The sequence below is a fragment of the Microbulbifer variabilis genome (assembly GCF_052468405.1).
Genome location: NZ_CP174343.1, coordinates 780207 through 801655 on the forward strand (window position 1 = coordinate 780207; position 21449 = coordinate 801655).

19 protein-coding genes are annotated in these 21449 nt (G+C 51.7%); 15 read left to right on the forward strand and 4 right to left on the reverse strand.

Annotated features, from left to right (window positions below):
- The first annotated feature begins 55 nt into the window (after positions 1–55).
- Both ACJJJB_RS03810 and ACJJJB_RS03815 read left to right on the forward strand, forming a co-directional pair.
- Positions 56–973 carry a peptidylprolyl isomerase gene (locus tag ACJJJB_RS03810; protein WP_444901952.1) on the forward strand — a complete coding sequence of 306 codons (918 nt, stop codon included), beginning with the start codon at positions 56–58 and terminating at the stop codon, positions 971–973.
- On the forward strand, positions 963–2024 hold the full coding sequence (locus ACJJJB_RS03815) for a HupE/UreJ family protein (RefSeq protein ID WP_444945413.1): 1062 nt from the start codon (positions 963–965) through the stop codon (positions 2022–2024). Before ACJJJB_RS03810 ends, ACJJJB_RS03815 begins: the two co-directional genes overlap by 11 nt.
- Before the next feature lie 37 nt (positions 2025–2061).
- On the opposite strand, the gene ACJJJB_RS03820 is transcribed toward ACJJJB_RS03815, so the two are convergent.
- Entirely contained in the window at positions 2062–2829 is a 768-nt protein-coding gene (locus tag ACJJJB_RS03820; RefSeq protein WP_445366263.1) for an alpha/beta hydrolase, read from the reverse strand.
- A gap of 195 nt (positions 2830–3024) precedes the next feature.
- Here ACJJJB_RS03820 and ACJJJB_RS03825 point away from each other — a divergent pair, with 195 nt between their 5' ends.
- Together ACJJJB_RS03825 and ACJJJB_RS03830 are read left to right on the forward strand one after the other, a co-directional pair.
- Positions 3025–3393: a VOC family protein gene (locus ACJJJB_RS03825; protein ID WP_444945412.1), complete on the forward strand. Its 369-nt coding sequence runs from the start codon at positions 3025–3027 to the stop codon at positions 3391–3393.
- A gap of 74 nt (positions 3394–3467) precedes the next feature.
- Positions 3468–3911, forward strand: coding sequence for a PaaI family thioesterase (locus tag ACJJJB_RS03830; protein ID WP_445365767.1), 444 nt, complete (start codon positions 3468–3470; stop codon positions 3909–3911).
- Positions 3912–3980: 69 nt separating this feature from the next.
- Here ACJJJB_RS03830 and ACJJJB_RS03835 read toward each other — a convergent pair whose 3' ends face one another.
- The 3 genes from ACJJJB_RS03835 to ACJJJB_RS03845 all read right to left on the reverse strand — a co-directional run bounded on the left by ACJJJB_RS03835 (position 3981) and on the right by ACJJJB_RS03845 (position 6980).
- A complete protein-coding gene (locus ACJJJB_RS03835) occupies positions 3981–5036 on the reverse strand; it encodes an NAD(P)H-dependent flavin oxidoreductase (RefSeq protein ID WP_444945410.1) in 1056 nt (351 codons plus the stop codon).
- A 100-nt stretch (positions 5037–5136) separates the two neighbouring features.
- Positions 5137–5874: a TIGR04219 family outer membrane beta-barrel protein gene (locus tag ACJJJB_RS03840; protein WP_020411754.1), complete on the reverse strand. Its 738-nt coding sequence runs from the start codon at positions 5872–5874 to the stop codon at positions 5137–5139.
- Positions 5875–6107: 233 nt separating this feature from the next.
- The gene (locus ACJJJB_RS03845) at positions 6108–6980 is read right to left on the reverse strand and encodes a LysR family transcriptional regulator (RefSeq protein WP_020411755.1); all 873 of its coding nucleotides are present in this window, start codon (positions 6978–6980) and stop codon (positions 6108–6110) included.
- A 185-nt stretch (positions 6981–7165) separates the two neighbouring features.
- Here ACJJJB_RS03845 and leuC point away from each other — a divergent pair, with 185 nt between their 5' ends.
- The 11 genes from leuC (at position 7166) to accD (ending at position 21389) form a co-directional block, all read left to right on the forward strand.
- Entirely contained in the window at positions 7166–8614 is a 1449-nt protein-coding gene (leuC, locus tag ACJJJB_RS03850) for a 3-isopropylmalate dehydratase large subunit (protein WP_020411756.1), read from the forward strand.
- Positions 8614–9261: a 3-isopropylmalate dehydratase small subunit gene (gene leuD / locus ACJJJB_RS03855; protein WP_020411757.1), complete on the forward strand. Its 648-nt coding sequence runs from the start codon at positions 8614–8616 to the stop codon at positions 9259–9261. Before leuC ends, leuD begins: the two co-directional genes overlap by 1 nt.
- Before the next feature lie 30 nt (positions 9262–9291).
- Positions 9292–10350, forward strand: coding sequence for a 3-isopropylmalate dehydrogenase (gene leuB, locus ACJJJB_RS03860; protein ID WP_425411203.1), 1059 nt, complete (start codon positions 9292–9294; stop codon positions 10348–10350).
- 69 nt (positions 10351–10419) lie between these two features.
- Complete coding sequence (gene asd, locus ACJJJB_RS03865) at positions 10420–11535, forward strand: aspartate-semialdehyde dehydrogenase (RefSeq protein WP_445365768.1); 1116 nt, start codon at positions 10420–10422, stop codon at positions 11533–11535.
- A gap of 191 nt (positions 11536–11726) precedes the next feature.
- Positions 11727–12722, forward strand: a complete 996-nt coding sequence (locus ACJJJB_RS03870; RefSeq protein WP_445365769.1) for an Asd/ArgC dimerization domain-containing protein — start codon at positions 11727–11729, stop codon at positions 12720–12722.
- Positions 12723–12919: 197 nt separating this feature from the next.
- A complete protein-coding gene (locus ACJJJB_RS03875; protein ID WP_445365770.1) occupies positions 12920–16279 on the forward strand; it encodes a motility hub landmark protein FimV in 3360 nt (1119 codons plus the stop codon).
- Positions 16280–16431: 152 nt separating this feature from the next.
- Positions 16432–17325: a tRNA pseudouridine(38-40) synthase TruA gene (gene truA / locus ACJJJB_RS03880; protein ID WP_445365771.1), complete on the forward strand. Its 894-nt coding sequence runs from the start codon at positions 16432–16434 to the stop codon at positions 17323–17325.
- Between the two features lie 132 nt (positions 17326–17457).
- A complete protein-coding gene (locus tag ACJJJB_RS03885; protein ID WP_040628161.1) occupies positions 17458–18087 on the forward strand; it encodes a phosphoribosylanthranilate isomerase in 630 nt (209 codons plus the stop codon).
- A 162-nt stretch (positions 18088–18249) separates the two neighbouring features.
- On the forward strand, positions 18250–19473 hold the full coding sequence (gene trpB / locus ACJJJB_RS03890) for a tryptophan synthase subunit beta (protein WP_445365772.1): 1224 nt from the start codon (positions 18250–18252) through the stop codon (positions 19471–19473).
- A 92-nt stretch (positions 19474–19565) separates the two neighbouring features.
- A complete protein-coding gene (trpA, locus tag ACJJJB_RS03895) occupies positions 19566–20375 on the forward strand; it encodes a tryptophan synthase subunit alpha (protein WP_020411765.1) in 810 nt (269 codons plus the stop codon).
- Between the two features lie 159 nt (positions 20376–20534).
- The gene (gene accD, locus ACJJJB_RS03900; protein ID WP_020411766.1) at positions 20535–21389 is read left to right on the forward strand and encodes an acetyl-CoA carboxylase, carboxyltransferase subunit beta; all 855 of its coding nucleotides are present in this window, start codon (positions 20535–20537) and stop codon (positions 21387–21389) included.
- Positions 21390–21449 lie beyond the last annotated feature (60 nt).

Sequence of the window (21449 nt, forward strand, 5' to 3'; positions counted from 1 at the left end):
CATTGCTTAACCTTATTAGCTTAGTAGTTGTAGAGGTTTTTAGTGGGAGGCTTAAATGCTGAAGAATTTGGGAGGACTGGGTAGAGATCCATTGGTACATTTTTTGGCTATCGCTTTGTTTCTATTTGTTGGTATTGAGCTGGTGGATCCAAAGGCAGGAGCATCGGATCAAACGAATATTCTACATTTGAATGAAGATTTGTTAATTGAATATATTCAATATCAAAAAAAAACATTCAACCCGAGGTTTGCCAGGACTTACTGGCAGAGCTTGGCCCCCTCTGATCGATCAGACTTGATTCATGACTATATTAGGGAGGAAGTGCTTTACCGCGAGGCTATGAATCTTGGCCTTCAGGATAATGATCAGATCATACGTCGTCGCCTTATTCAAAAGCTTGAGTATGTTACAGATGGCTTTGTTGGTGATATTAATGTTTCCCGGCAGGATTTAGAGCAGTACTTTTGGCTTCATCAGGAAGAGTACCGGATTGAAGCTTCTGTGACTTTCACTCATGTTTTTTTTGATTCCAGGAATCAATTTAATAACAGTCTAGAGGAGGTAGCTTTACAGACCTTGGATCACCTTTTGGAAAAGTCAGTGGCTTTTGAAAAATCCGCAGGGTATGGAGATAGATTTATATTTCACCGAAATTATGTGGCGCGAACGCGTCAACTGGTAGCTAGTCATATGGGGGAGGATATGACCCGGAAAATATTTCAGTTGCCAATAAACACTTGGTCCGGGCCTTATCAATCCCCTTACGGATTGCATTTAGTATTGGTGGTTGAGAATAATCCCAGTCGCCTGCCAAATTTTCAAGAGGTTGCTCCTCTGGTATTAGAAGACTATCGCCGTCAAAGAATGGATGATATGAGGCGACGTAAGATACAGGAATTGATTGCTCAATATCGAGTTGAATGGGATCTTTCAATACAGGATTTGTCTGCGGATTTTACCTATGTTAAATAGATATTCCTGCAGGTTAAGATTAATTATTTTAATTTTTCTGGTGGGTGGAATCTATGGTCGTCCTGGCTTTGCCCATGAAGGGAGGCCAATTTATATTCAATTGCAGGAGGTCTCAGAAAAAGTCTATAGTTTACGATGGAAGATCCCTCCCGTGATGGAGCCGGGTACTGAGCCCGATATTTACTTAAAGGGTGCAGACTGTCAAAAAATCTCTGGAGTTGAGGTTCCTCGTCATTCTGCTGTAAAAATGTATCAGTGCCAATCTCTAAGCTTCAATACTATTAAAAGCCCTACTACTGATTTGCAAATATATCTTGTATACCCTGTTGCAAATCCAGTGCTATCTACCTTGATTCACTTTGAAAGGATAAATGGGGATGCTGTCCACCTTTTTAATGGCCCAGGTGTATTGGAAGTAAATCTGCCTGCTGATTTGTCTGCCTGGGAATGTGTGAGGCAGTATATTAAAGCTGGATTTTTACACATTTTAGAAGGTTACGATCACCTGCTTTTTGTTTTGTGTCTGGTTTTTATTGCAAGGGGGCTTCGGGGTGTTTTGATAGCGGTAACTGGCTTTACGCTAGGTCACTCGATCACACTGGGGCTCGCAAGCTTGAATTTCTTTACCATAAGGGTGGATGTTGTAGAAGTATTAATCCCATTAAGTATTATGGTCCTAGCGGCTGAGATTATTAATGCAGGGCATTCTCGTGATAGGAATACTTTGTCTTGGCGATTCCCGGTTATTGTTGCTAGCGGTTTTGGGTTGTTACATGGATTTGGGTTTGCCAGTGCATTGACAGGGCTGGGCCTTCCTCACGACCAAAAATTAGTAGCCTTGATTAGCTTTAATGCTGGTGTCGAGCTTGGTCAATTGGTATTTGTTTTATTTGTGCTTCTTTTGACATATATGGTTAAGTTGATATTTTTAAGATGGGGTTTTTCAGTATACTCACTTCGTGGTTTGATGCCGTCTACATCAGCTGTTTACCCAGTAGGTGTGGTGAGTGGGTATTGGCTGATTGAAAGATCTTTAGAATTGGTTTCTTAGAATTTAAGAATTTTAATTTACATTAAATGTAAGATTTCTATTCGGTTATCCACTTATAGCAAAATTCAGCAATATTTATCCATTTGGGTTCTAGCATTAAGTAGTGGCCATAGCCTTCCGCAACATGCAAGGTGGTTTGTGAATTGCATTTCTTGGCGATGAGCCGTGCTGTAGAGGGTGGTATTGCGAGATCTTCAGAGCCTGAGATCATTAGAATAGGGCACTTTATTTTTTCATATTCAATTTTGGTGGTTTTATTTTCATCAAAGATCCAGAAGAATAGTTCAAAAAGCACTCTGCCTGATTCCGGTCCTAAACGATTAAATACAAGGTGCTGGTCAGATAAGTTTAGTTTGTTGAGCCCGAATTTTGCCATTGTTTCAAAGTCGGGTAATAGTATATCCTCCCAGAACTTCCCCGATGCCATAAACATTTTGCCAAGACTGCATTCCTGGCTGGTTGTGGGTGGAATTCCCCAGTTAGTGCTTCCATTCAATAAGATTATTTTTTGCGCTAGGCCCATGGAGCCTATTTTTTGTGCAATAACTCCTCCTAAGGAATGTCCAATTAGAATTGGTTTTCTATTCAAATGTATAACAAATTTTGCTATATCCTCTACATAGTCTGTAATGCTTGTTCCGACAAGGAGTCGATGAGCCGCTTCTGATTTTGGGGTTTCATGGTACCGATAGGCGGGACTATGGCAGTTAAATCCTTTTTGAATAAAGTAGTTATGAAAATTCTCTAAAGTCCAAGGGCCAGCATTAGTGCCGTGAATTAGAACAATGGGAGTGTCTATGGCTATTCTCCTGTTTTCTGTTACCGGGAATGTTGAAAGCTTAGCAAGGGAGTATGCTTTTTATTGGATTTTGGATGAGGTAATGTGGCTGTTGGTCAATTGATGTACGTATTGATTGACGTCTATAACCACAAGGAGAGTTTTAAGCTGTTTCGTCATTGAGAACCTAAAAGTACGTAATTTTATTTGTGGGATATTTAGATGATTTCGCATATATCATTGGGCACTAATGACCTTCAGAGAGCTGAGCGCTTTTATGATGCAATTTTAATTGTCATACAGGCTACAAAAACCTATTCATCTGAACGGGTTATATTTTGGGGATTTCCGAACTCAACAGCAAAGTTATCAATTACGGTTCCTTTTGATGGTGAGCCAGCGTTTCATGGCAATGGCACTATGGTGGCTCTTAAGGTGGAAGATGCAGGACTGGTGGATGCCATATTTACTAGGGCAATAGAATTGGGTGCTATTAGTGAGGGCGAACCTGGAGAGAGAAATCAGGGGGCTTACTATGGTGCATATTTCAGAGATTTGGATGGAAACAAAGTTGCTATCTTTTCGCGTTAGTAATTTTTTGAGACACAAAGACGGCCTCTACTCCGACAAAAGTTATATATGGATTTTTTTAAGGATTATTGTTAATGAGCAAAGGGATGTTTCATAAAATGTTGGATGGCAATTTACCTATGCCTAATGCGGCACAAACTCTTGGTGCAAAAATACTGGAGATAGATTGCAAAAAAGGAAAGGTAAAGGTTGAGTTTGAGGCGAAAGAGGCTTTTACCAATCCTGTGGGGAATATCCAGGGAGGATTTCTATCCGCCATGCTCGACGATACTATGGGGCCGGCGCTTGCTGTAACCCTTGAGGATAATGAGTTTGCGCCAACTTTAGAGCTGAAAATAAACTTTATTGCACCTGCTGTAATCGGTAAGCTATATGGATGGGGGAGGGTTGTTTCCAAGGGGGCTAGTGTTTGTTTCCTTGAGGGAGAACTTTTCCAGGAGGGAACCTTGATTGCCAGGTCTACTGCTACCGCTCTTATTCGGAATTTCTCTTCCTCCGCCAAAAAACAAGATCACTAGTGTGTGTATCAGGTGAGCCTGTGCCCAGAAAAAGGGATAGGTATAGATCCGCTAATATATTTTTCTAAACTAGCTGCAGGCTTCGATCTCTGCGAGTAAAGTTGTCATTAATTCGCTTGCAGGTAAGGCTCTGGCTAATGGGGCGCCCTGGCCTGCCCATTGGACTGAAAAGTCCTCGCTGCCAGCATTGGCTGCTGCGGCGGCAAGTGCTTTACCTGCACTGTAGCATATAGGGTAGTCCGGGCGGGCAGGGGCATTTATATCCAGCTCTCGATAAAAGCGATTGCTGACTCCCCGGGCAGGGCGCCCGGAAATGTTAGTGGTAATTGCGGTGTTGTGTGCCCGCTCACTCTGAAGGGATTTGCGAAAGGTATCATTAGCGGCGGATTCAGGGCATAGAACAAAAGCTGTCCCCATCTGCACCGCACTGGCACCCAGGGAAAAAGCTGCCTGAATACCCGCTCCATCCATTATGCCTCCTGCGGCAATAACCGGTAGGCGGTGTTGGCAGCTCAGTAGCCTTACTAGTGCCAAAGTGCCTAGCTCCTCATCAAGCTCTGGTTCGAATACACCTCTGTGACCACCGGCTTCTATACCTTGTGCAATTACGGCGTCAATGCCGGCTTCTTCAATAAGTTGTGCCTCTATAAGATTTGTGGCGGTAGCTAGAAGAGTAATACCTGCATCTTTCAGGGTGTCGATAGCGGATTGCTCTGGTAAGCCAAAATGAAAGCTGACTACGGCTGGCCTCTCTTCCAGAATTACTGACAGCATTTCACTATTACCGATAAAGCTATAGTAGGGCTCATGGAGTTCTTTAGGTGGTGTCGCCTTCAGGGCGGCAAAGTAAGGAGCGAGGTGGGCAAGCCAATCTGCTTCGCGTTTAGCGTCTGCAATAGCTGGCTGATGGCAGAAGAGGTTTACGTTAAATGGAGCGCAGGTTAGTGCCCGGGTTTGGCGGATTTGCTCTGCAGCTTTTTGTGGTGAACTTGCACCGAGGCCAAGAGCGCCCAGGCCGCCTGCATTAGAAACAGCAGCGGCCAGTTCTGGGCTAGAAACACCTGCCATGGGTGCCTGGAGTATTGGGTGCGGAACTCCCAGTCTTTCCAATAGTGCTTCCGCCATCCCACCGGCCTCTCTGATATTTGTCTTACTACATTAAGGTAGTTTGCGCGCGGTAGCTATACCGCGCTGCGGTTATTTCGAGTAGGTGGGGCAGGGCTATTTACAGGTGCAGGTTGAGTCCAATATAGGGACCTTTAATTTCGATATCGCTCTGCAGGTCGTCCAACTCTTCCAGGTCAAGGCTCATTACCCGATAGCCTGCCTCGATAGCCAAATCAATTGCCGGTACGAAATCCCAGCGTACTTTTGCGGTGAGGTCTGTGTGGGTATCACCTCGGTATGCCGTACCATTACCTTGAGCAATAACCGACCAGCCGGTAAATGGCAGGTCGAAACGCGCCATAGCGTAGGCCATTGGCAAGTAACCGGTGAGGTCGACAGTTTCTGCCTGGGTTTCGCTTACCGCAGTAAATTCTCCGTCATACATGCGCGCAGTCAGGCCTATGTCTAAATTCACCCAGTTATCCAGCACTTCGTAGTAGAAGGTGGCATCGGTGTGTGTAAGGGTGAGGTCAGTGGTGATCTCTGAGCCTACCAGGAAGGTTTCATCGTCGAAGGTTACAGAGCCCTCCAATAGTGCGGCACCATCGGTGTCAATCTTGCTGTGGGCTAACAGGATATTGGGGACCAGTGGTATCGGGTGCTCCAGGGCCGCCTGAATAAAGGTAATGTTGTCTTCACTGAGGGAGAGATTGTCCAAATCATAGTCATCATTGCCAATGCCACCGGTGTAACCTGGGAGCCAGACGCCTGCTGTGGCATCAAAACCAAGTATGGTATCTGCGCTGGCAGTAGTGCAGGCGAGGAGGGCACTGAAAGCAATTGCGGTTTTTTTCATGGACTTCTCTCCGTGATGAATTTGTCGCGGAGTGTACAGATATATTTTTTATGTGCCGCTGTAAGTTGCACATTTTTACAAATCTTTTTGAACGGATAAGCAAAACTGGCGTGTAAAAGCGTCGTGCTGTTGGGGTTCAGCTCTCCGCCTCCTTTAATGTATTGCGATTGGCTCCGGATTAGTCAGCCAAGTCTCACTAAATGAGCTTGTGATATTTTTCCTTTTGCGCTGGTTTAATTGGCTGCTTCAAATAACATTTCTTGTAGGGCACTGGCGGCATTGCTCAAGGTGCGACCGCGATGACTGATGACACCCAGGTTGCGCAGCACCTGCAGTTTCTTCACTGGTAATACAGCGAGGCTTTCATCGACCAGCGTGTGGGGCAGTACACTCCAGCCAAGGCCCACACAGGCCATCATCTTGATAGTCTCCAGGAAGTTGGTCGCTAATTTGGCGCTGAGTTTTAGCCCTTGTGCATCAAACTCGCGTTTAATCAGGCGCCCGGTATAGGTATTGAGGTCCGGCAGTATGGCGGGATAGTCGGCCAGGTCGGCCAGTTCCAGCGCGGGAATTTTTGTCAGGGGGTGTTCTGGAGCGGCTACCACCACACAGGGGTCGGGCCAGATAACCTGTGCATTGAGGTGCGGGTATTCTTTCAGGGCCAGAGTTACAACTGCCAGCTCATACTTGGCTGCCATCAGTGCCTCATAAGCCTGTTCGGAATCCAGGAAATCGATATCGAGGGCCACTTCTGGATAGCGGTTACTGAACTCTCTAAGCACCGGTGGCAAGTGGTGCAGTCCCACATGGTGGCTGGTAGCAATGCGCAAGCTGCCGCTCACCGAGTTGCTGAGGGCGCGTAACTCCCGCTCTGCATCACTGATTTCGTTGAGAATATGTCGGGCGCGGGGCAGTAGCACGCGGCCGGCATCAGTCAGCTGTAGGCGCCGGCCGATGCGGTTGAATAATGTCGCGCCAAGTTGCTGTTCGAGGGCGGCGAGGCGCTTGCTTACCGCGGGCTGCGTCAGGTGAAGCTGAGTCGCCCCCTCGGAGACAGAGCCTCTCTCAGCAATTGCTAAAAATGCTTTAAGCCATTGAATTTCCAAATTTTTTAGCCTCGTTTTATGGGTTGCGGGAATATTGTTGGCGGTGTATGAAGCGACCCAGCTTACATGCTACTTCAGGATGAGCTTTGAATTCCATTATGGAATACTTGTGATAATAAATATAAATTGGTGTTATTTGTTGCTGCTGGGTAGACTCGTTCTCTAAACAATTGAGAGGACTGGCTGTGGCAGGGCAAACACTCTACGACAAACTGTGGCAAGACCATCTGGTCAAGACCAGTGATGATGGCTCGGCGCTTATTTACATCGACCGTCACTTGATTCACGAAGTGACTTCCCCACAGGCATTTGAGGGCCTTCGACTGGCAGGGCGCAGACCCTGGCGCAAGGATTCCCTAGTGGCGACACCGGATCACAATGTGCCTTCCGAGAGCACGGAGCGCGCCGCAGGCGTGAGCGGTATCCGTGACGATATTTCCCGCATTCAGGTACAAACTTTGGATGAGAACTGCCGGGATTTCGATGTGGTGCAGTTTGGCATTAACGAACCGGGTCAGGGCATTGTGCATGTTATTGGTCCTGAGACCGGGGCGACTCTGCCCGGTATGACCGTGGTATGTGGTGACTCACACACCTCTACCCATGGTGCTCTGGGCGCGCTGGCCCACGGCATAGGCACTTCTGAAGTGGAGCATGTCATGGCCACCCAGTGCCTGACCCAGAAGAAGATGAAAAATATGCTGGTGCGCGTAGACGGCGAACTCCGTCCAGGCGTTACCGCCAAAGATGTGGTGCTGGCGATTATCGGTAAGATCGGCACCGCCGGGGGCACTGGCTATGCGATTGAGTTCGGCGGTGAGGTTATCCGCAACATGTCCATGGAAGGTCGCATGACCGTTTGTAACATGGCGATTGAGGGCGGTGCCCGTGCCGGCATGGTCTCGGTTGACCAGATCACTCTCGACTATGTGAAAGGCAAACCCTACGCGCCAAAAGGTGGGCAGTGGGACAGAGCGGTTGAGGCCTGGAGTCACCTGCATTCCGATGATGACGCCGAGTTTGATGCGGTGGTGGAATTGCGCGGTGAAGATATCGAACCCCAGGTGAGTTGGGGTACTTCACCGGAAATGGTGGCCTCGATCAGTGCCAAAGTGCCAGATCCCTCTGCCGAAAGTGATGCTACCAAGCGTACTGGAATGGAGCGCGCTCTCGACTATATGGGCCTTGAGGCCGGGCAAAAGATTAGTGATATTCGCCTGGATCGGGTATTTATCGGCTCCTGTACAAATTCCCGGATCGAAGATCTGCGCGCTGCTGCTGAAGTGGTCCAAGGCCGGTACAAAGCAGATAGCGTCAAGCAGGTATTGGTTGTACCCGGTTCTCAGGCGGTGAAGGCTCAGGCGGAACAGGAAGGGTTACATGCAATCTTTGAGCAGGCAGGCTTTGAGTGGCGAGAGCCCTCCTGCTCTATGTGCCTTGCTATGAATGCAGATAAGTTGGGGGCTGGTGAACACTGTGCCTCAACCTCTAATCGCAACTTTGAAGGACGTCAGGGCTATGGTGGGCGCACCCACTTGGTGAGCCCCAGTATGGCGGCAGCCGCAGCAATTGCGGGACACTTTGTCGATGTGCGTGAAATGGCGACGGTGCGAGCGGAAGAGGAGATGGCCTGATGAAAGCGTTTACCCAACATGAAGGTCTTGTGGTGCCGATGGACCGGGCCAACGTGGACACCGACCTGATAATTCCCAAGCAATTTCTTAAGTCCATCAAGCGCACCGGGTTTGGCCCCAATTTGTTTGATGAGCTGCGCTACCTGGACGAGGGATTCCCTGGGCAGGACTGCTCAAACCGCCCTGTTAATCCAGATTTCCCACTAAATTTCCCGCGTTACCAGGGTGGTTCGGTATTACTTGCGCGCGAGAATTTCGGTTGTGGTTCCAGTCGTGAGCATGCGCCTTGGGCGCTGGATGATCACGGTTTTCGTGCAGTTATCGCCCCCAGTTTCGCCGATATCTTCTTCAATAACTGTTTTAAAAACGGCCTGTTGCCGATTGTATTACCGGAGGAGGTAGTACATCAGTTGTTTGAAGAAACTCATGGGCAGGAAGGATATTCACTGACCATTGATCTGGAGCAGCAGCATGTGCGCAAACCCTGCGGCGAAGTGATTCCCTTTGAGGTAGATGCGTTCCACAAGCACTGCTTGCTTAATGGCCTTGATCACATCGGCCTGACATTGGAGCACTCAGAAGATATTCGTGCTTATGAAGAGGTGCGACGTGAAAAAGCCCCATGGCTTTTTGATGCGGTTCAGTAATTAAAGGAAATTCCTGTGACAAAGAAAGTAATGATTTTGCCGGGCGACGGCATTGGCCCGGAAATTGTTGAGCAGGCGATGGCGGTACTGGAAGTCGCGTCTGGAAAATTTAATTTGGGGCTTAGTTTTGAACAGGGGCTGATTGGGGGTTCCTCAATTGATGCCCATGGTGAGCCCCTCACCGATGAGGTGCTCAAGGCTGCTGGCGAGTGTGATGCAGTATTACTCGGTGCTGTTGGTGGTCCCCAGTGGGATACCCTGGAGAGAGAAATTCGTCCGGAGAAAGGCCTGTTGAAAATCCGCAGTGGCCTCGGCTTATACGCCAATTTGCGCCCGGCAATTCTTTACCCCCAATTAGCAGATGCTTCCTCCCTGAAACCGGAGGTGGTTTCAGGGCTGGATATTTTGATTGTACGTGAGCTGACTGGCGGCATTTACTTTGGTGAGCCTCGGGGTATCCAGACTCTGGAAAATGGCGAACGCCAGGGCTTTAACACCTATGTCTACAGTGAGTCGGAAATTGAGCGTATTGCGCGCAGTGCCTTCGAGGCGGCGCAAAAACGCAGCGGTAAACTCTGCTCTGTGGATAAGGCTAATGTGCTCGAAGTCACTGTACTTTGGAGAGAGGTATTGGATCGTCTGGCACCGGAGTACCCCGATGTTGAACTGTCCCATATGTACGTGGACAACGCTGCGATGCAATTGGTGCGTGCGCCCAAGCAGTTCGACGTAATGGTCACCGGTAATATGTTCGGCGATATTCTCTCAGATGCCGCCGCCATGCTTACGGGCTCCATTGGCATGTTGCCTTCTGCCTCCTTGAATGAAAGTGGTTTTGGCCTTTATGAGCCCTGCCACGGTTCCGCGCCGGATATCGCAGGGCAGGGTATTGCCAATCCATTGGCAACGATTCTGTCCGCTGCGATGATGCTGCGTTACTCCCTCAATATGAGTGAGGCAGCAGAAGCCATTGAGGCCGCGGTGAGCAAGGTGTTGGAGCAGGGGTTGCGCACCGCGGATATTTATACTGAGGGCAGCCAGAAAGTCACCACCGCAGAAATGGGGGCTGCCGTCGTCGCTGCACTTTAATCCCCGATTTCACTATCGCGCCGCTTTCCCGGCGGCGCACTTTGATCACATCACACACAGGATATCGCAATGCAAAAAATTGGTTTTATCGGCTGGCGCGGCATGGTCGGTTCGGTATTACTGGAGCGCATGCGCTCAGAGGATGACTTTGCCCATATCGTTGAACCGGTTTTTTTTTCCACTTCCAATGCGGGTGGAAAGGCACCGGATATTGACCGTGAACTGCCGCCTTTGGGCGATGCCTACGATATCAATGCATTGGCAGAGTTAGATGCGATTGTCAGCTGTCAGGGTGGTGACTATACAAAGGAGGTTTTCTCCCGCCTTCGTGACGCAGGCTGGAATGGCTACTGGATAGATGCCGCCTCGAGTTTACGTATGCAGGACGATGCCGTAATCGTTCTGGATCCGGTTAACCGCGATGTTATCGATCGCGCCATAGAAGCCGGGCAAAAGAATTTTATTGGTGGCAACTGCACCGTTAGCCTGATGTTGATGGCTCTCGGTGGTTTGTTTAAAGCCGGTATGGTGGAGTGGGTTACAGCCATGACCTACCAGGCCGCCAGTGGTGCCGGTGCCCGCAATATGCGGGAGCTCATTGGGCAGATGGGCGCTATTCGCGACGGTGTTAGCGGTGAGCTCGCCGACCCCGCCAGCGCGATTCTGGAAATTGATCGCAAGGTGGCTGCGGATATGCGGTCGGTTGAATTTCCCACTGCCGAGTTCGGTGCCCCCCTGGCTGGCAGCCTTCTGCCATGGATTGATGCCCAGCTTGAAAATGGCCAAAGCCGTGAAGAGTGGAAAGCTCAGGTTGAAGCGAACAAAATCCTGCAGACAACTGCTCCAATTCCGGTGGATGGTACCTGTGTGCGTATTGGTGCGATGCGCTGCCACAGTCAGGCTTTTACTGTGAAGCTGAAGAAAGACCTGCCTATGGCAGATATTGATCAGTTGATAGGTGCGGCAAATGAATGGGTCAGCGTCGTGCCCAATGATCGCGAGGCTACTTTACAGTCGCTGACTCCCACTGCCGTGACTGGCAAACTGGATATCCCGGTGGGGCGTCTGCGCAAGTTGAGTATGGGGCCTGAGTACTTGAACGCTTTCACTGTGGGGGACCAACTGCTGTGGGGTGCTGCAGAGCCCCTCCGCCGCATACTTCTGATTTTGCTCGGCAAGCTTTAATTGGTACGGCCCTGGATAAGTCCTCAAATGGCAATCTTTTTTGTGCCTATTAATGGAGGACTTTTCGCCAAGCTGTGAACCCCATCGCGTAAAAAGCCGCTACTGGTTGTCATAGCGGCTTTTTCGATTTTCCCTCACAGGTATAATCGCCCCTCATTTTTTCCTTTCCAATTTCAACGAAGTGAATAGCCATGTCCGAAGCCGCCCGCGAACTGGTCATCGTCGGTGTCGATAACGCCGCCTTTGCCCCTCTGCTGGAAATACTGGAGGAGCGGGAAATTATTACCGCTGAACAGCTGAGTTTGCTGGAGACCGAAGACCGGGAAGTGGACCCGCAGGTGTTTGCTAACCGCAATATTCCTGTGCAGTCCCTGGAAAAATTCGCTTTTAATGACCAGCAGGTGGTTCTCCTATTGAGCGCCGGTGATGCTGTTCAAGCCGCCATGGCTGCGGCCGAGCAAAATGATGCCTGGATAGTGGATGCGGCTGCCAATACCCGAGGCGATGAAAGTGCTGTTTTGATCCACCCGATGTTTAACAGTGGGGATCTGGCGAATGCAGATCGTCGCCTAGTTACCCTACCCTGTGCTGGTGCCGCCATGGTCGCGGAGGCCTTGGCCCCCCTGAAGGATAAGTTGCAGGCTATCGAAGTTCAGTTGAGCCAGCCGGTATCTGCGCTGGGGAAGGCTGCGATTGATTCAATGGCCGCACAGACGGCGCGTATGTTTAGTGGACAGGAGGCAGAAATTGATCCGGCGATCGGCCACCGCTTGGCTTTTAATTTGCTAAGCGCTAGCGAGGGGCTGCTCGCCAGTGGTCACACTGTGAGTGAGCTGACCCTGATCCATGATTTGCGCCGCCTGCTTGGCGAGAATGTTGCGGTGGACGCCAACATCAGCACGGTTTCCGTATTTCACGGTCAGCTGGCTAACTTGGGTGTTTCCCTGTTGGAAGATGTTGATTTGGAAAATGCGTGCGCATTGTTGGGCAATGGCGCTCGCCTGCAGTTGGCGGAACAGCCATCAGCAGAAAACGCAGTCGGCAGCGATGTGACAATCATCGGACGCTTGCGCCAAAGTCTACTTAATAAGCGTCAGCTAAATCTTTGTGCAGTATCAGACAACCTGCGAAAAGATGTAGCAATGAACTGTGCACAAATTGCTCACTTGTTGCTAAAAAACTACTGATATTTAATACTTAGCGGCCATAGTGAAGGTGTAATCTTAACTTTGGTCCGGCTGAGAGTGGCGAATTATTCACCACAGTTGGTGGCCGCTTGAAAGGCGGTCAATTAGTCGAACGATTACCGTTCAGTAATGGGGATTTTCTGAAGGCGCGCTTTTCGGAAGCCCTGGGAAGATTCTAACAATAAAGGGAATCGGATATGCGTGTGCGTAAGCTGGCACTTGCAGTTGGTCTAGTCGGTGCACTGGGAAGCAACGCGGCTCTAGCGCTCGGATTGGGTGAGATCAAACTCAACTCCACCCTTAATCAGCCACTTAATGCGGAGATCGGACTGCTGCAAACGCGCGGTCTGAACGACACAGAGATTAAAGTACGCCTCGCGGGGCCGGATGAATTCAATCGTGCCGGGGTGGAGCGCGCCTATTTACTCACTTCACTGCGCTTTGATGTGGATTATTCGGGTGCCAAGCCGGTTATTCGCATAACAAGCCGCGAGCCTATCCGTGAGCCTTTCTTGAATTTCCTGGTGGAGACTCGCTGGCCCAGCGGCCGCCTGCTGCGCGAGTATACCCTGTTGATGGATCTGCCGGCATTTTCGCCGAACACAGCCCAGCAACCGGTGCGTGCTGCTGAACGTGAACGCCAACAAGTCCGTCGGGATACTCCGGTACAGCGTCCCGCTCAACGTCCCCTCCAGCCAGCTCAACAGCCGACGGTTGAGCCGGACAGTGAGTTGGTTGGTGAACCTGCGACGGCGCAGCAGTCTGAGCCGGTTCGGCGCCAGCCGCAACGCGCTTCTTCTGTGGAAGACGCGGGCAGCAACAGCCAGGTTTATGGCCCGGTTTCCTCCGCCGATACTCTGTGGGAGATCGCCTTGGAAAATCGCGTTGGCCGCGAGTTTTCAGTGCAGCAGACCATGCTGGCGATCCAGCGCCTGAACCCTGAAGCCTTTATTAATGACAATATCAACCTGCTGAAAAAGGGCGCTGTTCTGCGCTTGCCCAATGCTGATGACCTGCGCAGCCTAAGCCTTACCGAGGCGATCTCCGAGGTTGCCCAGCAAAATGATTCCTGGCGCCAGCGTACAGGTGCGGAAGACATTGCTGCAGCTGCGCCCCTGGATGCCCGCGCTGTGGTCGAAGAGACCGTAGCCAATGATGTTGTTGAAGGGCGGGTAAGCTTGGCCGCTCCAGGTGATAACGAATCCGTTACTTCCGGCTCTGGCAGTGGAGCAGAAGACAGCGAAGCGCTGGATGGCGACCTGACAGTGGCAGAGGAAGAACTGGATAAATCGCAGCTGGAAAACACCGAGCTACGCGAGCGCATCGCAGAGCTCGATGAACAGATTGACACCATGGAGGCTCTGGTCGATGTCTCCAATGAAGAGATGCGCGCGGTACAGGCAGCTGCAGAGCAGTCTGATCCTCTGCTTGATCCCAGTGAAATTGACTCTGCAGAAATCGATACCGTGCAGGAAGAGATGCTTGCCGCGAGTGAAGGTGAATCTCTCGATACAGCCGAGCAGCCTGAGGTGGAAACGGCTGCTGTAGAGCCGGAAGCGCGCAATCGCGTAGTTTCGGTCAAGACCAAGTCAGAGCCCACTCTCATGGAGAGGCTCGGCGATAATATGCAGTTCATCGGTATTGGGGCTGCCGGCTTGCTGGTCGGTATTTTTGGCTTCTTTACTTGGCGCCGCCGTAAAGCTGAGCAAGAGGCCGAGCAGCAGCTGGAGCAGGAAATGGCTGCCGAGCGGGCGCCAATAGAGATTCCGATGGAAAACGCGGAACCGGATGAAACCCTGGCCGCTGTTGAAAGCATGGAGGCGGATGATACTTTTGACCTTGGCGATCTTGGGGATGTGGGAACCGATGACCCTATTTCCGAGGCGGAAATTCATTTGTCGCTGGGACAGTATGAAGAGGCTGAGGCCAAGCTGTTACAGGGCCTGGAAAAAGACCCACAAGTGGTGGATGCGCGCCTGATGCTGATGGAGGTGTATGCCCATCATCAGGATGTAGAGAAATTTGACGAGCACTATCTGCAGTTGCTCAGTATTAGCGATGGCCCTGTGGCTGACCGCGCAGCGCGTTTGCGGGAAACCATTGCCGGGGCGCCGGATTTTGAAGCACCGTCAATGGATTTTTCCAGTGAATCCCTGGAAGCGGCGCAGTTGGATGATATCGGTGCAGCCCTGGACCAGGATTTTTCCAGTGCTGAACCGTCAACCCTCCCCGCTGATGATTTCAGCAGTGACACGTCGCTTCTCGATGATCTGACCATGGATCTGTCCCTGGGCGATGAAAAGCCTGTCGGCGCCGATTCCGAACAGGAGTTGTCCCTGGATCTCGACCTGGACACCTCTTTTGATGAGTCGGTTTCTGGTACTGACCAAGCTTCGGACCTGGAAAGCGAATTCAACCTGGATGACCTTGATCTCAATGGCGCACTGGAAAATGAAGCGCAGTTGGCTGATAGCGAAACCCCATTGCAGGCAGATAATGATCTAAGCCTCGATGATCTGGATCTGGGTGAGCTGGACCTCGGCGATCTCAATTCAGAAGCTGGTGACCTTGGTGAGCCAGCAGTGAAGGAGGCCTCTGGGGATGAGTTAGCGATAGATGCCTTCGATAGCGCTGAGTTGGACCTTGACGCCCTGGAGCTTGAAAGTGACAGTGCGGAGCCAGCCATTGAAAGTGCGGCTGCCGAGGCCTCTGAAGCCAAGGCCCGCGGGTCTATAGGTGGCTTGGACTTCGAGCTGGACCTCTCCATGATGGATGGTGAGGATGAGGTAAAATCGATTATTGAGGAGCCTCAGGCTGAAGAGCCAGCTGCTGAATTGGATCAGGACCTGGATCTTGATGCTATCGATATGGATCTCGCAGACTTGCAGAGCCCTGCAGGTGAAGCCGATTTGTCCCTGGAGGAGTTCTCTGAGGGTGAGCTTGAAATGATTGGTGGAGAGCTCGATTCCGAGTTGGATCTCGACAATATCGATCTCGATGATATTGCCGCGGATCTTTCCTCTCCTGATGAATTGGCAGTGGAAGCTGAAGCGGTTTCCAGTGAATCGGCTGAACTCGATAATAGTGGTGATTTGTCTCTGGAGACGGATCTTGAGCTGGATATGGCCTCCTTGGAAGCAACCGGTGAGGAGTTGTCTCTGGGCGAGGAGTCTATTGAGGAGGAGTTCTCTCTAGAGGATGAGTTTGCCCTGATTGATGAGTCTACTGATGGCGACCTTACTCTTGAGACTGGCGCGGATCTTGGCGAGGGGGCTATAGCCGATGAGCCTGGGCAGCTTGAGGCTGTGGCTGAAAAAGAGCAATCTGGAGGAGAGTCTGAGTTTGCCGACTTGGATTTCAACCTGGAAAGTGACCTCAACTCGGAATTGAGCTTGCTCGAAGGCGGCGACGAGATGGGTACCAAGCTGGAATTGGCCCAGGCTTACCTGGATATGGGGGATAAAGAGGGCGCCAAGGATATCCTCAAGGAAGTGGCCCAGGATGGAGGCGGTGAGCATAGGAATCGCGCTGAGGAAATGCTGGAGCGTATGGTGTAAATTTTCTTGGTATTTCGCCTTAGAAAACCTCGCACAGGCTGCGAGGTTTTTTTATTGGGCTGAAGCATTATTTTCCTGTCCGTTAGGGGCATTAATCTGATTGATGTTGCTGTCGCTCTGATATCGGGAGGGGCAAAGAGTGGTTTTTCAATATGATGCAGGCCAGAGAACGCGAGTACATTTATAAAACCAATGGCGAGGTTCCAGCGGGTGAGCAGTTGCCGGATGGGCTGCGTAGATTCGCTCTGGGGGTTGAGTATTGTGGTGCGCGATTGCACGGTTTTCAGAAGCAAAAATCAGCTGCGGAGACAGTGCAGGCTCACCTTGAGCGGGCTTTGTCCATTATCGCTGCAGAGCCCATAACGCTGGTCTGTGCTGGGCGTACTGACGCGGGCGTTCACGCCACCAATCAGGTTATTCACTTTGATACTCACGCCCAGCGCCCAGAACGGGCCTGGATACAGGGAGTGAATACCAAGCTGCCAGACTCTGTGCGTGTGCGCTGGTGTCGCAAAATGCTCCCGCAATTCCATGCACGTTTTTCCGCCCATGCGCGCAGTTACCGCTATTTGATCCACAGCGCGCCGACTCGTTCTGCCCACAGCGCAGCGGAAGTTACCTGGACCCAGCACTCCCTGGATCTCGGTGCTATGCGCGAGGGGGCAAACTACCTGATTGGCCGCCATGATTTTACCAGCTTTCGGGCCTCCCAGTGCCAAGCCAAGAGCCCGGTTAGAGAAATTACCCGCCTGGACGTTGCTCGTGTAGGGCAGCTGATCGTTCTGGAAGTAAGTGCCGATGCCTTCCTGCATCATATGGTGCGCAATATAACTGGGGTACTAATGGCTGTGGGGCGCGGAGAGCGGGCACCGATATGGGTAAAAGAGGTGCTGGACCAGCGCGACCGCTCGGCAGGAGGGGTTACAGCACCGCCATTTGGCCTTTATTTGGTGGATGTGCAATACCCGCGGGAGTTCCAACTACCCCAGTGTGAGCCTGGGCCACTTCTGGTGCCTTTGTCTCTGGGAGAGTTACCGGTTGTATGACTGGAATAGTTGAGTAGTAGTCAGAATGGCCTTATAGGTTAGGGTGGCACGCGTTTCACACCTTGCACCAATCTGCTAGTATCGGGAATTCCCTCGTTTTTGCTGGTCGGTCGGCTGGCTTCAGGTTTAGCAATGCAAGTGAAGATTTGTGGCATCACCCGTGCTGAAGATGCCCTTATGGCTGTTGATGCTGGCGCTGATGCGCTGGGACTGGTGTTCTACAAGGCGAGCCCCCGCTATATCGATCCCAAGGCTGCTGCCGCTATCGCCGCTGTAGTTCCTCCCTTTGTTACCTTAACAGGGCTCTTTGTGAATGCTGCACAGGGTGAGGTGGATCAGGCACTGGAGCTCGTGCCTCTTAACCTCCTGCAGTTCCATGGTGAGGAGGGAGCCCGTTACTGTGAACAGTTCCGCCGGCCCTATATAAAGGCCCTCCGAATGAAAGAGGGGTTGGATACCATTGCTGCAATGGAGGAACACCCTAAGTCGCGTGGTTTCCTACTGGACGCCTATCGCCCAGGGGTTCCCGGTGGTACCGGAGAGACCTTTGACTGGGATCGGGTGCCTCAAAGTAGCTCCAGACCCATTGTTCTGGCCGGGGGGTTGAACCCGGATAATGTCGCCAGTGCCATCAAAGCTGCGCACCCGCAAGGCGTGGATGTCAGCGGAGGTGTGGAGCAGTCACCGGGTAAAAAAAACCCGCAAAAAGTAGCTGCCTTTATTCGTGCGGCGAAGGGTAGCCAGCTCGGTACCGCAGAGTAAAAATAGGTGGCACATTGAGGTGTCGCCCACCGGTGTTGGCCGGTAAATAAAAGTAGAGCGGAGTATCTACAACAGTAATGACCGGTAATGTTTAAAGTGGTTAGGAGTAGCGCTTTAATCAGTAGGTAAATAGACAGAAGAAATTTTTGTGATCGACGGAGTATGAGTGTGACTAAGCCAGGTGCTATTGATTTTTCCACCTTTCCGGATGCCAGCGGGCATTTTGGTCCGTACGGCGGTCGCTTTGTATCGGAGACACTGATCAGCGCATTGGATGAACTGCAGGCGATGTACAGCCGCTTGAAAGATGATCCGGAGTTTGTCGCTGCTTTTGACTACGATCTTGCGCACTATGTCGGACGGCCATCGCCCCTGTATCTAGCTGATCGCCTGACAGAGCAGGCCGGTGGAGCGCGTATCTGGCTTAAGCGCGAGGATCTCAACCACACCGGGGCTCACAAGGTAAACAATACCGTAGGCCAGGCACTATTGGCCAAGCACAGCGGAAAAACCCGGGTTATTGCAGAGACCGGTGCGGGTCAGCACGGTGTAGCTTCTGCAACGGTGGCCGCACGTCTGGGATTACAGTGCACGGTTTATATGGGGGCGGAAGATGTTAAACGTCAGTCTCCCAATGTTTACCGTATGAAACTCCTGGGTGCTGAAGTAGTACCGGTGGAATCCGGCTCCAAAACCCTCAAAGACGCCATGAATGAAGCGATGCGTGATTGGGTTACTAATGTCGATAACACTTTCTACATTATTGGAACTGTTGCCGGCCCCCATCCGTATCCGCAATTGGTGCGGGACTTCAATTCCATTATTGGGCGTGAAGCGCGTCGCCAGAGCCTCGAGCATTTTGGCCAGCTGCCCGACGCACTGGTGGCCTGTGTGGGTGGGGGCTCCAATGCCATAGGCCTGTTCCACCCCTTCCTGAATGATGCCGATGTGAAGATGTTTGGTGTGGAGGCCGGTGGTGAGGGCCTGGCTTCCGGTAAGCATGCGGCGCCGCTCAACGATGGTATCCCCGGTGTCCTGCACGGCAACCGCACGTACCTGATGGAAGATGAGGATGGCCAGATTATCGAGACTCACTCTGTTTCTGCAGGCCTCGATTACCCGGGTGTTGGACCCGAACACGCCTGGCTTAAAGATATTGGCCGCGTAGAGTACGTCACTGCTGATGACAAAGAGGCGCTCGATGCCTTCCGTCGCCTTACCCGAACCGAAGGTATTCTGCCGGCCCTGGAGTCCAGCCACGCTGTTGCATACGCGATGAAATTGGCTGCCAGCATGCAGCCGGAACAGAATATTGTTGTGAACCTTTCTGGTCGTGGGGACAAGGATATTTTTACCGTTGCCGCTATTGATGGCATTGAGGTTTAACTGATTGGCGCCGGCTTGTTGAGGCGGGCAGGTGGCAGAGAATACAGACCAAGTGAGCTGGTGATAGCCAGGAGTAGCTCAGGGAATACACAGTGACAGAACAAAACAGAATTGACCGCCGCTTTTCCAGATTGCGCGGCGAGGGTCGTAAAGCCCTGGTAACTTATATTGTCGCCGGTGATGGTGGCCTGGAGAATACGGTACCGCTAATGCACCAGTTGGTAGCCAGCGGTGCCGACATGATTGAATTGGGGGTGCCTTTTTCAGATCCTATGGCTGAGGGTCCGGTAATCCAGAAGGGACATGAGCGCGCGTTGGCCAGTGGTGCCTCCCTGCGCAAGTGCCTGGCCACGGTGCGTGAATTCCGTCAGGTCGATGAGGAAACGCCAGTAATCCTGATGGGCTATGCCAACCCGATCCAGCGTATGGGGGAGCGGGAGTTTGCCGATGCAGCGCTTGATGCCGGTGTTGATGGGGCGCTTACAGTGGATCTGCCTGCGGAAGAGGCAGGTCCACTCAATAGCTTGTTGGCAGAGCGCAACTTGCGCAATATCTTCCTGCTGACCCCCACCACTACTGAGGAGCGTATTCGCGAGATTACCGGCCTGGCGAGTGGCTTTGTTTACTATGTATCCCTGAAGGGGGTAACAGGTGCAGGCCATCTGGATCTGGATTCAGTGCGCGACAACCTCGAGCATATCCGCCGCTTCACCGACCTGCCACTATGTGTAGGCTTCGGTATTAAAGACGGGGCCTCGGCACGCTCAGTAAGTGCCCACGGAGATGGCGCTGTAGTGGGGAGTGTCCTGGTGACGGCGGTGAATGAGGCGGCAGATCTGGTGGCAGCAAAGGAGAGGGTTGGCGCAATTGTCAGTGAGATGCGCGAGGCTCTCGACCGCTAATCTAGCTTGGTGTCCCGTTACAGGGCTGGCCAGAAAGCCAAAAATAGCGGCTGATCTGGCCGGGTTTGTAATTCTGCTTAGTGTTTTAATTCGTAGCCTGAAACTCACTGGTCGGTAAAATGAGCCGGCCTATTGAAAGTATCCGGATTTGGAAACGAGATGAGCTGGTTAGAAAAAATAGTTCCCGCGGTGATTCGCACCGAGCGCCGCGCAGGTAGCAGCAAGGTTCCGGAAGGCGTCTGGAAGAAGTGCGTCAAGTGCGACGCCATGCTTTACCGCCCGGAGCTGGAGCGCAACCTGGATGTGTGCCCTAAGTGCGACCACCATATTAGGATTGGTGCACGTCGACGGCTGGATATTTTTCTGGATGAAGAGGGGCGTGAAGAGCTGGCCACCGATGTATTACCGGTCGATCGCCTCAAGTTCAAGGATGTAAAAAAATATAAAGACCGCTTGCTGCAGGCGCAAAAATCCACCGGTGAAAAAGATGCCCTTATTGCCATGCAAGGCACTTTGAGGGGTGAGCCCCTGGTGGCGGTGGCATTTGAGTTTGCTTTCCACGGCGGTTCCATGGGTTATGTTGTGGGTGAGCGCTTCACCCGTGCAGCCCAGCGCGCCCTGGAACAGCGCATCCCCCTGGTGTGTTTCTCCGCTACTGGAGGAGCTCGTATGCAGGAAGCTTTGATCTCCCTGATGCAGATGGCCAAGACCTCGGCAGTGCTGGAAAAAATGAAGATGGCCGGGGTGCCCTATATCTCGATCATGACTGACCCCGTTTACGGTGGCGTATCGGCTTCCCTGGCCTTGCTTGGCGATATCAATGCGGCTGAACCCGGTGCCCGTGCTGGTTTTGCCGGCCCCAATATTATCGAGCAGACCATTCGCCAAAAACTACCCAAAGGTTTCCAGCGCAGTGAATTCCTGCTGGAGCACGGGGCGATTGATATGATCATCCCGCGCAGGGATATGCGCTCCACAGTATCGCGCCTGCTGGGCAAACTGAGCGGTAACTGATATTCCATCCCCCGTATCGGCAGCCGGTTACAATACAATCTGGCTGCCCAATTCCCACCA

Coding starts and splice junctions, on each gene's coding strand:
- asd (WP_445365768.1), top strand. CDS start 10,420: ATGCAAAAAATTGGTTTTATCGGCTGGCGCGGCATGGTCGGTTCGGTA.
- ACJJJB_RS03810 (WP_444901952.1), top strand. CDS start 56: ATGCTGAAGAATTTGGGAGGACTGGGTAGAGATCCATTGGTACATTTT.
- ACJJJB_RS03835 (WP_444945410.1), bottom strand. CDS start 5,036: ATGGCGGAAGCACTATTGGAAAGACTGGGAGTTCCGCACCCAATACTC.
- leuD (WP_020411757.1), top strand. CDS start 8,614: ATGAAAGCGTTTACCCAACATGAAGGTCTTGTGGTGCCGATGGACCGG.
- ACJJJB_RS03875 (WP_445365770.1), top strand. CDS start 12,920: ATGCGTGTGCGTAAGCTGGCACTTGCAGTTGGTCTAGTCGGTGCACTG.
- ACJJJB_RS03885 (WP_040628161.1), top strand. CDS start 17,458: ATGCAAGTGAAGATTTGTGGCATCACCCGTGCTGAAGATGCCCTTATG.
- truA (WP_445365771.1), top strand. CDS start 16,432: ATGATGCAGGCCAGAGAACGCGAGTACATTTATAAAACCAATGGCGAG.
- accD (WP_020411766.1), top strand. CDS start 20,535: ATGAGCTGGTTAGAAAAAATAGTTCCCGCGGTGATTCGCACCGAGCGC.
- leuB (WP_425411203.1), top strand. CDS start 9,292: ATGATTTTGCCGGGCGACGGCATTGGCCCGGAAATTGTTGAGCAGGCG.
- trpB (WP_445365772.1), top strand. CDS start 18,250: ATGAGTGTGACTAAGCCAGGTGCTATTGATTTTTCCACCTTTCCGGAT.
- ACJJJB_RS03870 (WP_445365769.1), top strand. CDS start 11,727: ATGTCCGAAGCCGCCCGCGAACTGGTCATCGTCGGTGTCGATAACGCC.
- ACJJJB_RS03830 (WP_445365767.1), top strand. CDS start 3,468: ATGAGCAAAGGGATGTTTCATAAAATGTTGGATGGCAATTTACCTATG.
- ACJJJB_RS03815 (WP_444945413.1), top strand. CDS start 963: ATGTTAAATAGATATTCCTGCAGGTTAAGATTAATTATTTTAATTTTT.
- ACJJJB_RS03840 (WP_020411754.1), bottom strand. CDS start 5,874: ATGAAAAAAACCGCAATTGCTTTCAGTGCCCTCCTCGCCTGCACTACT.
- ACJJJB_RS03825 (WP_444945412.1), top strand. CDS start 3,025: ATGATTTCGCATATATCATTGGGCACTAATGACCTTCAGAGAGCTGAG.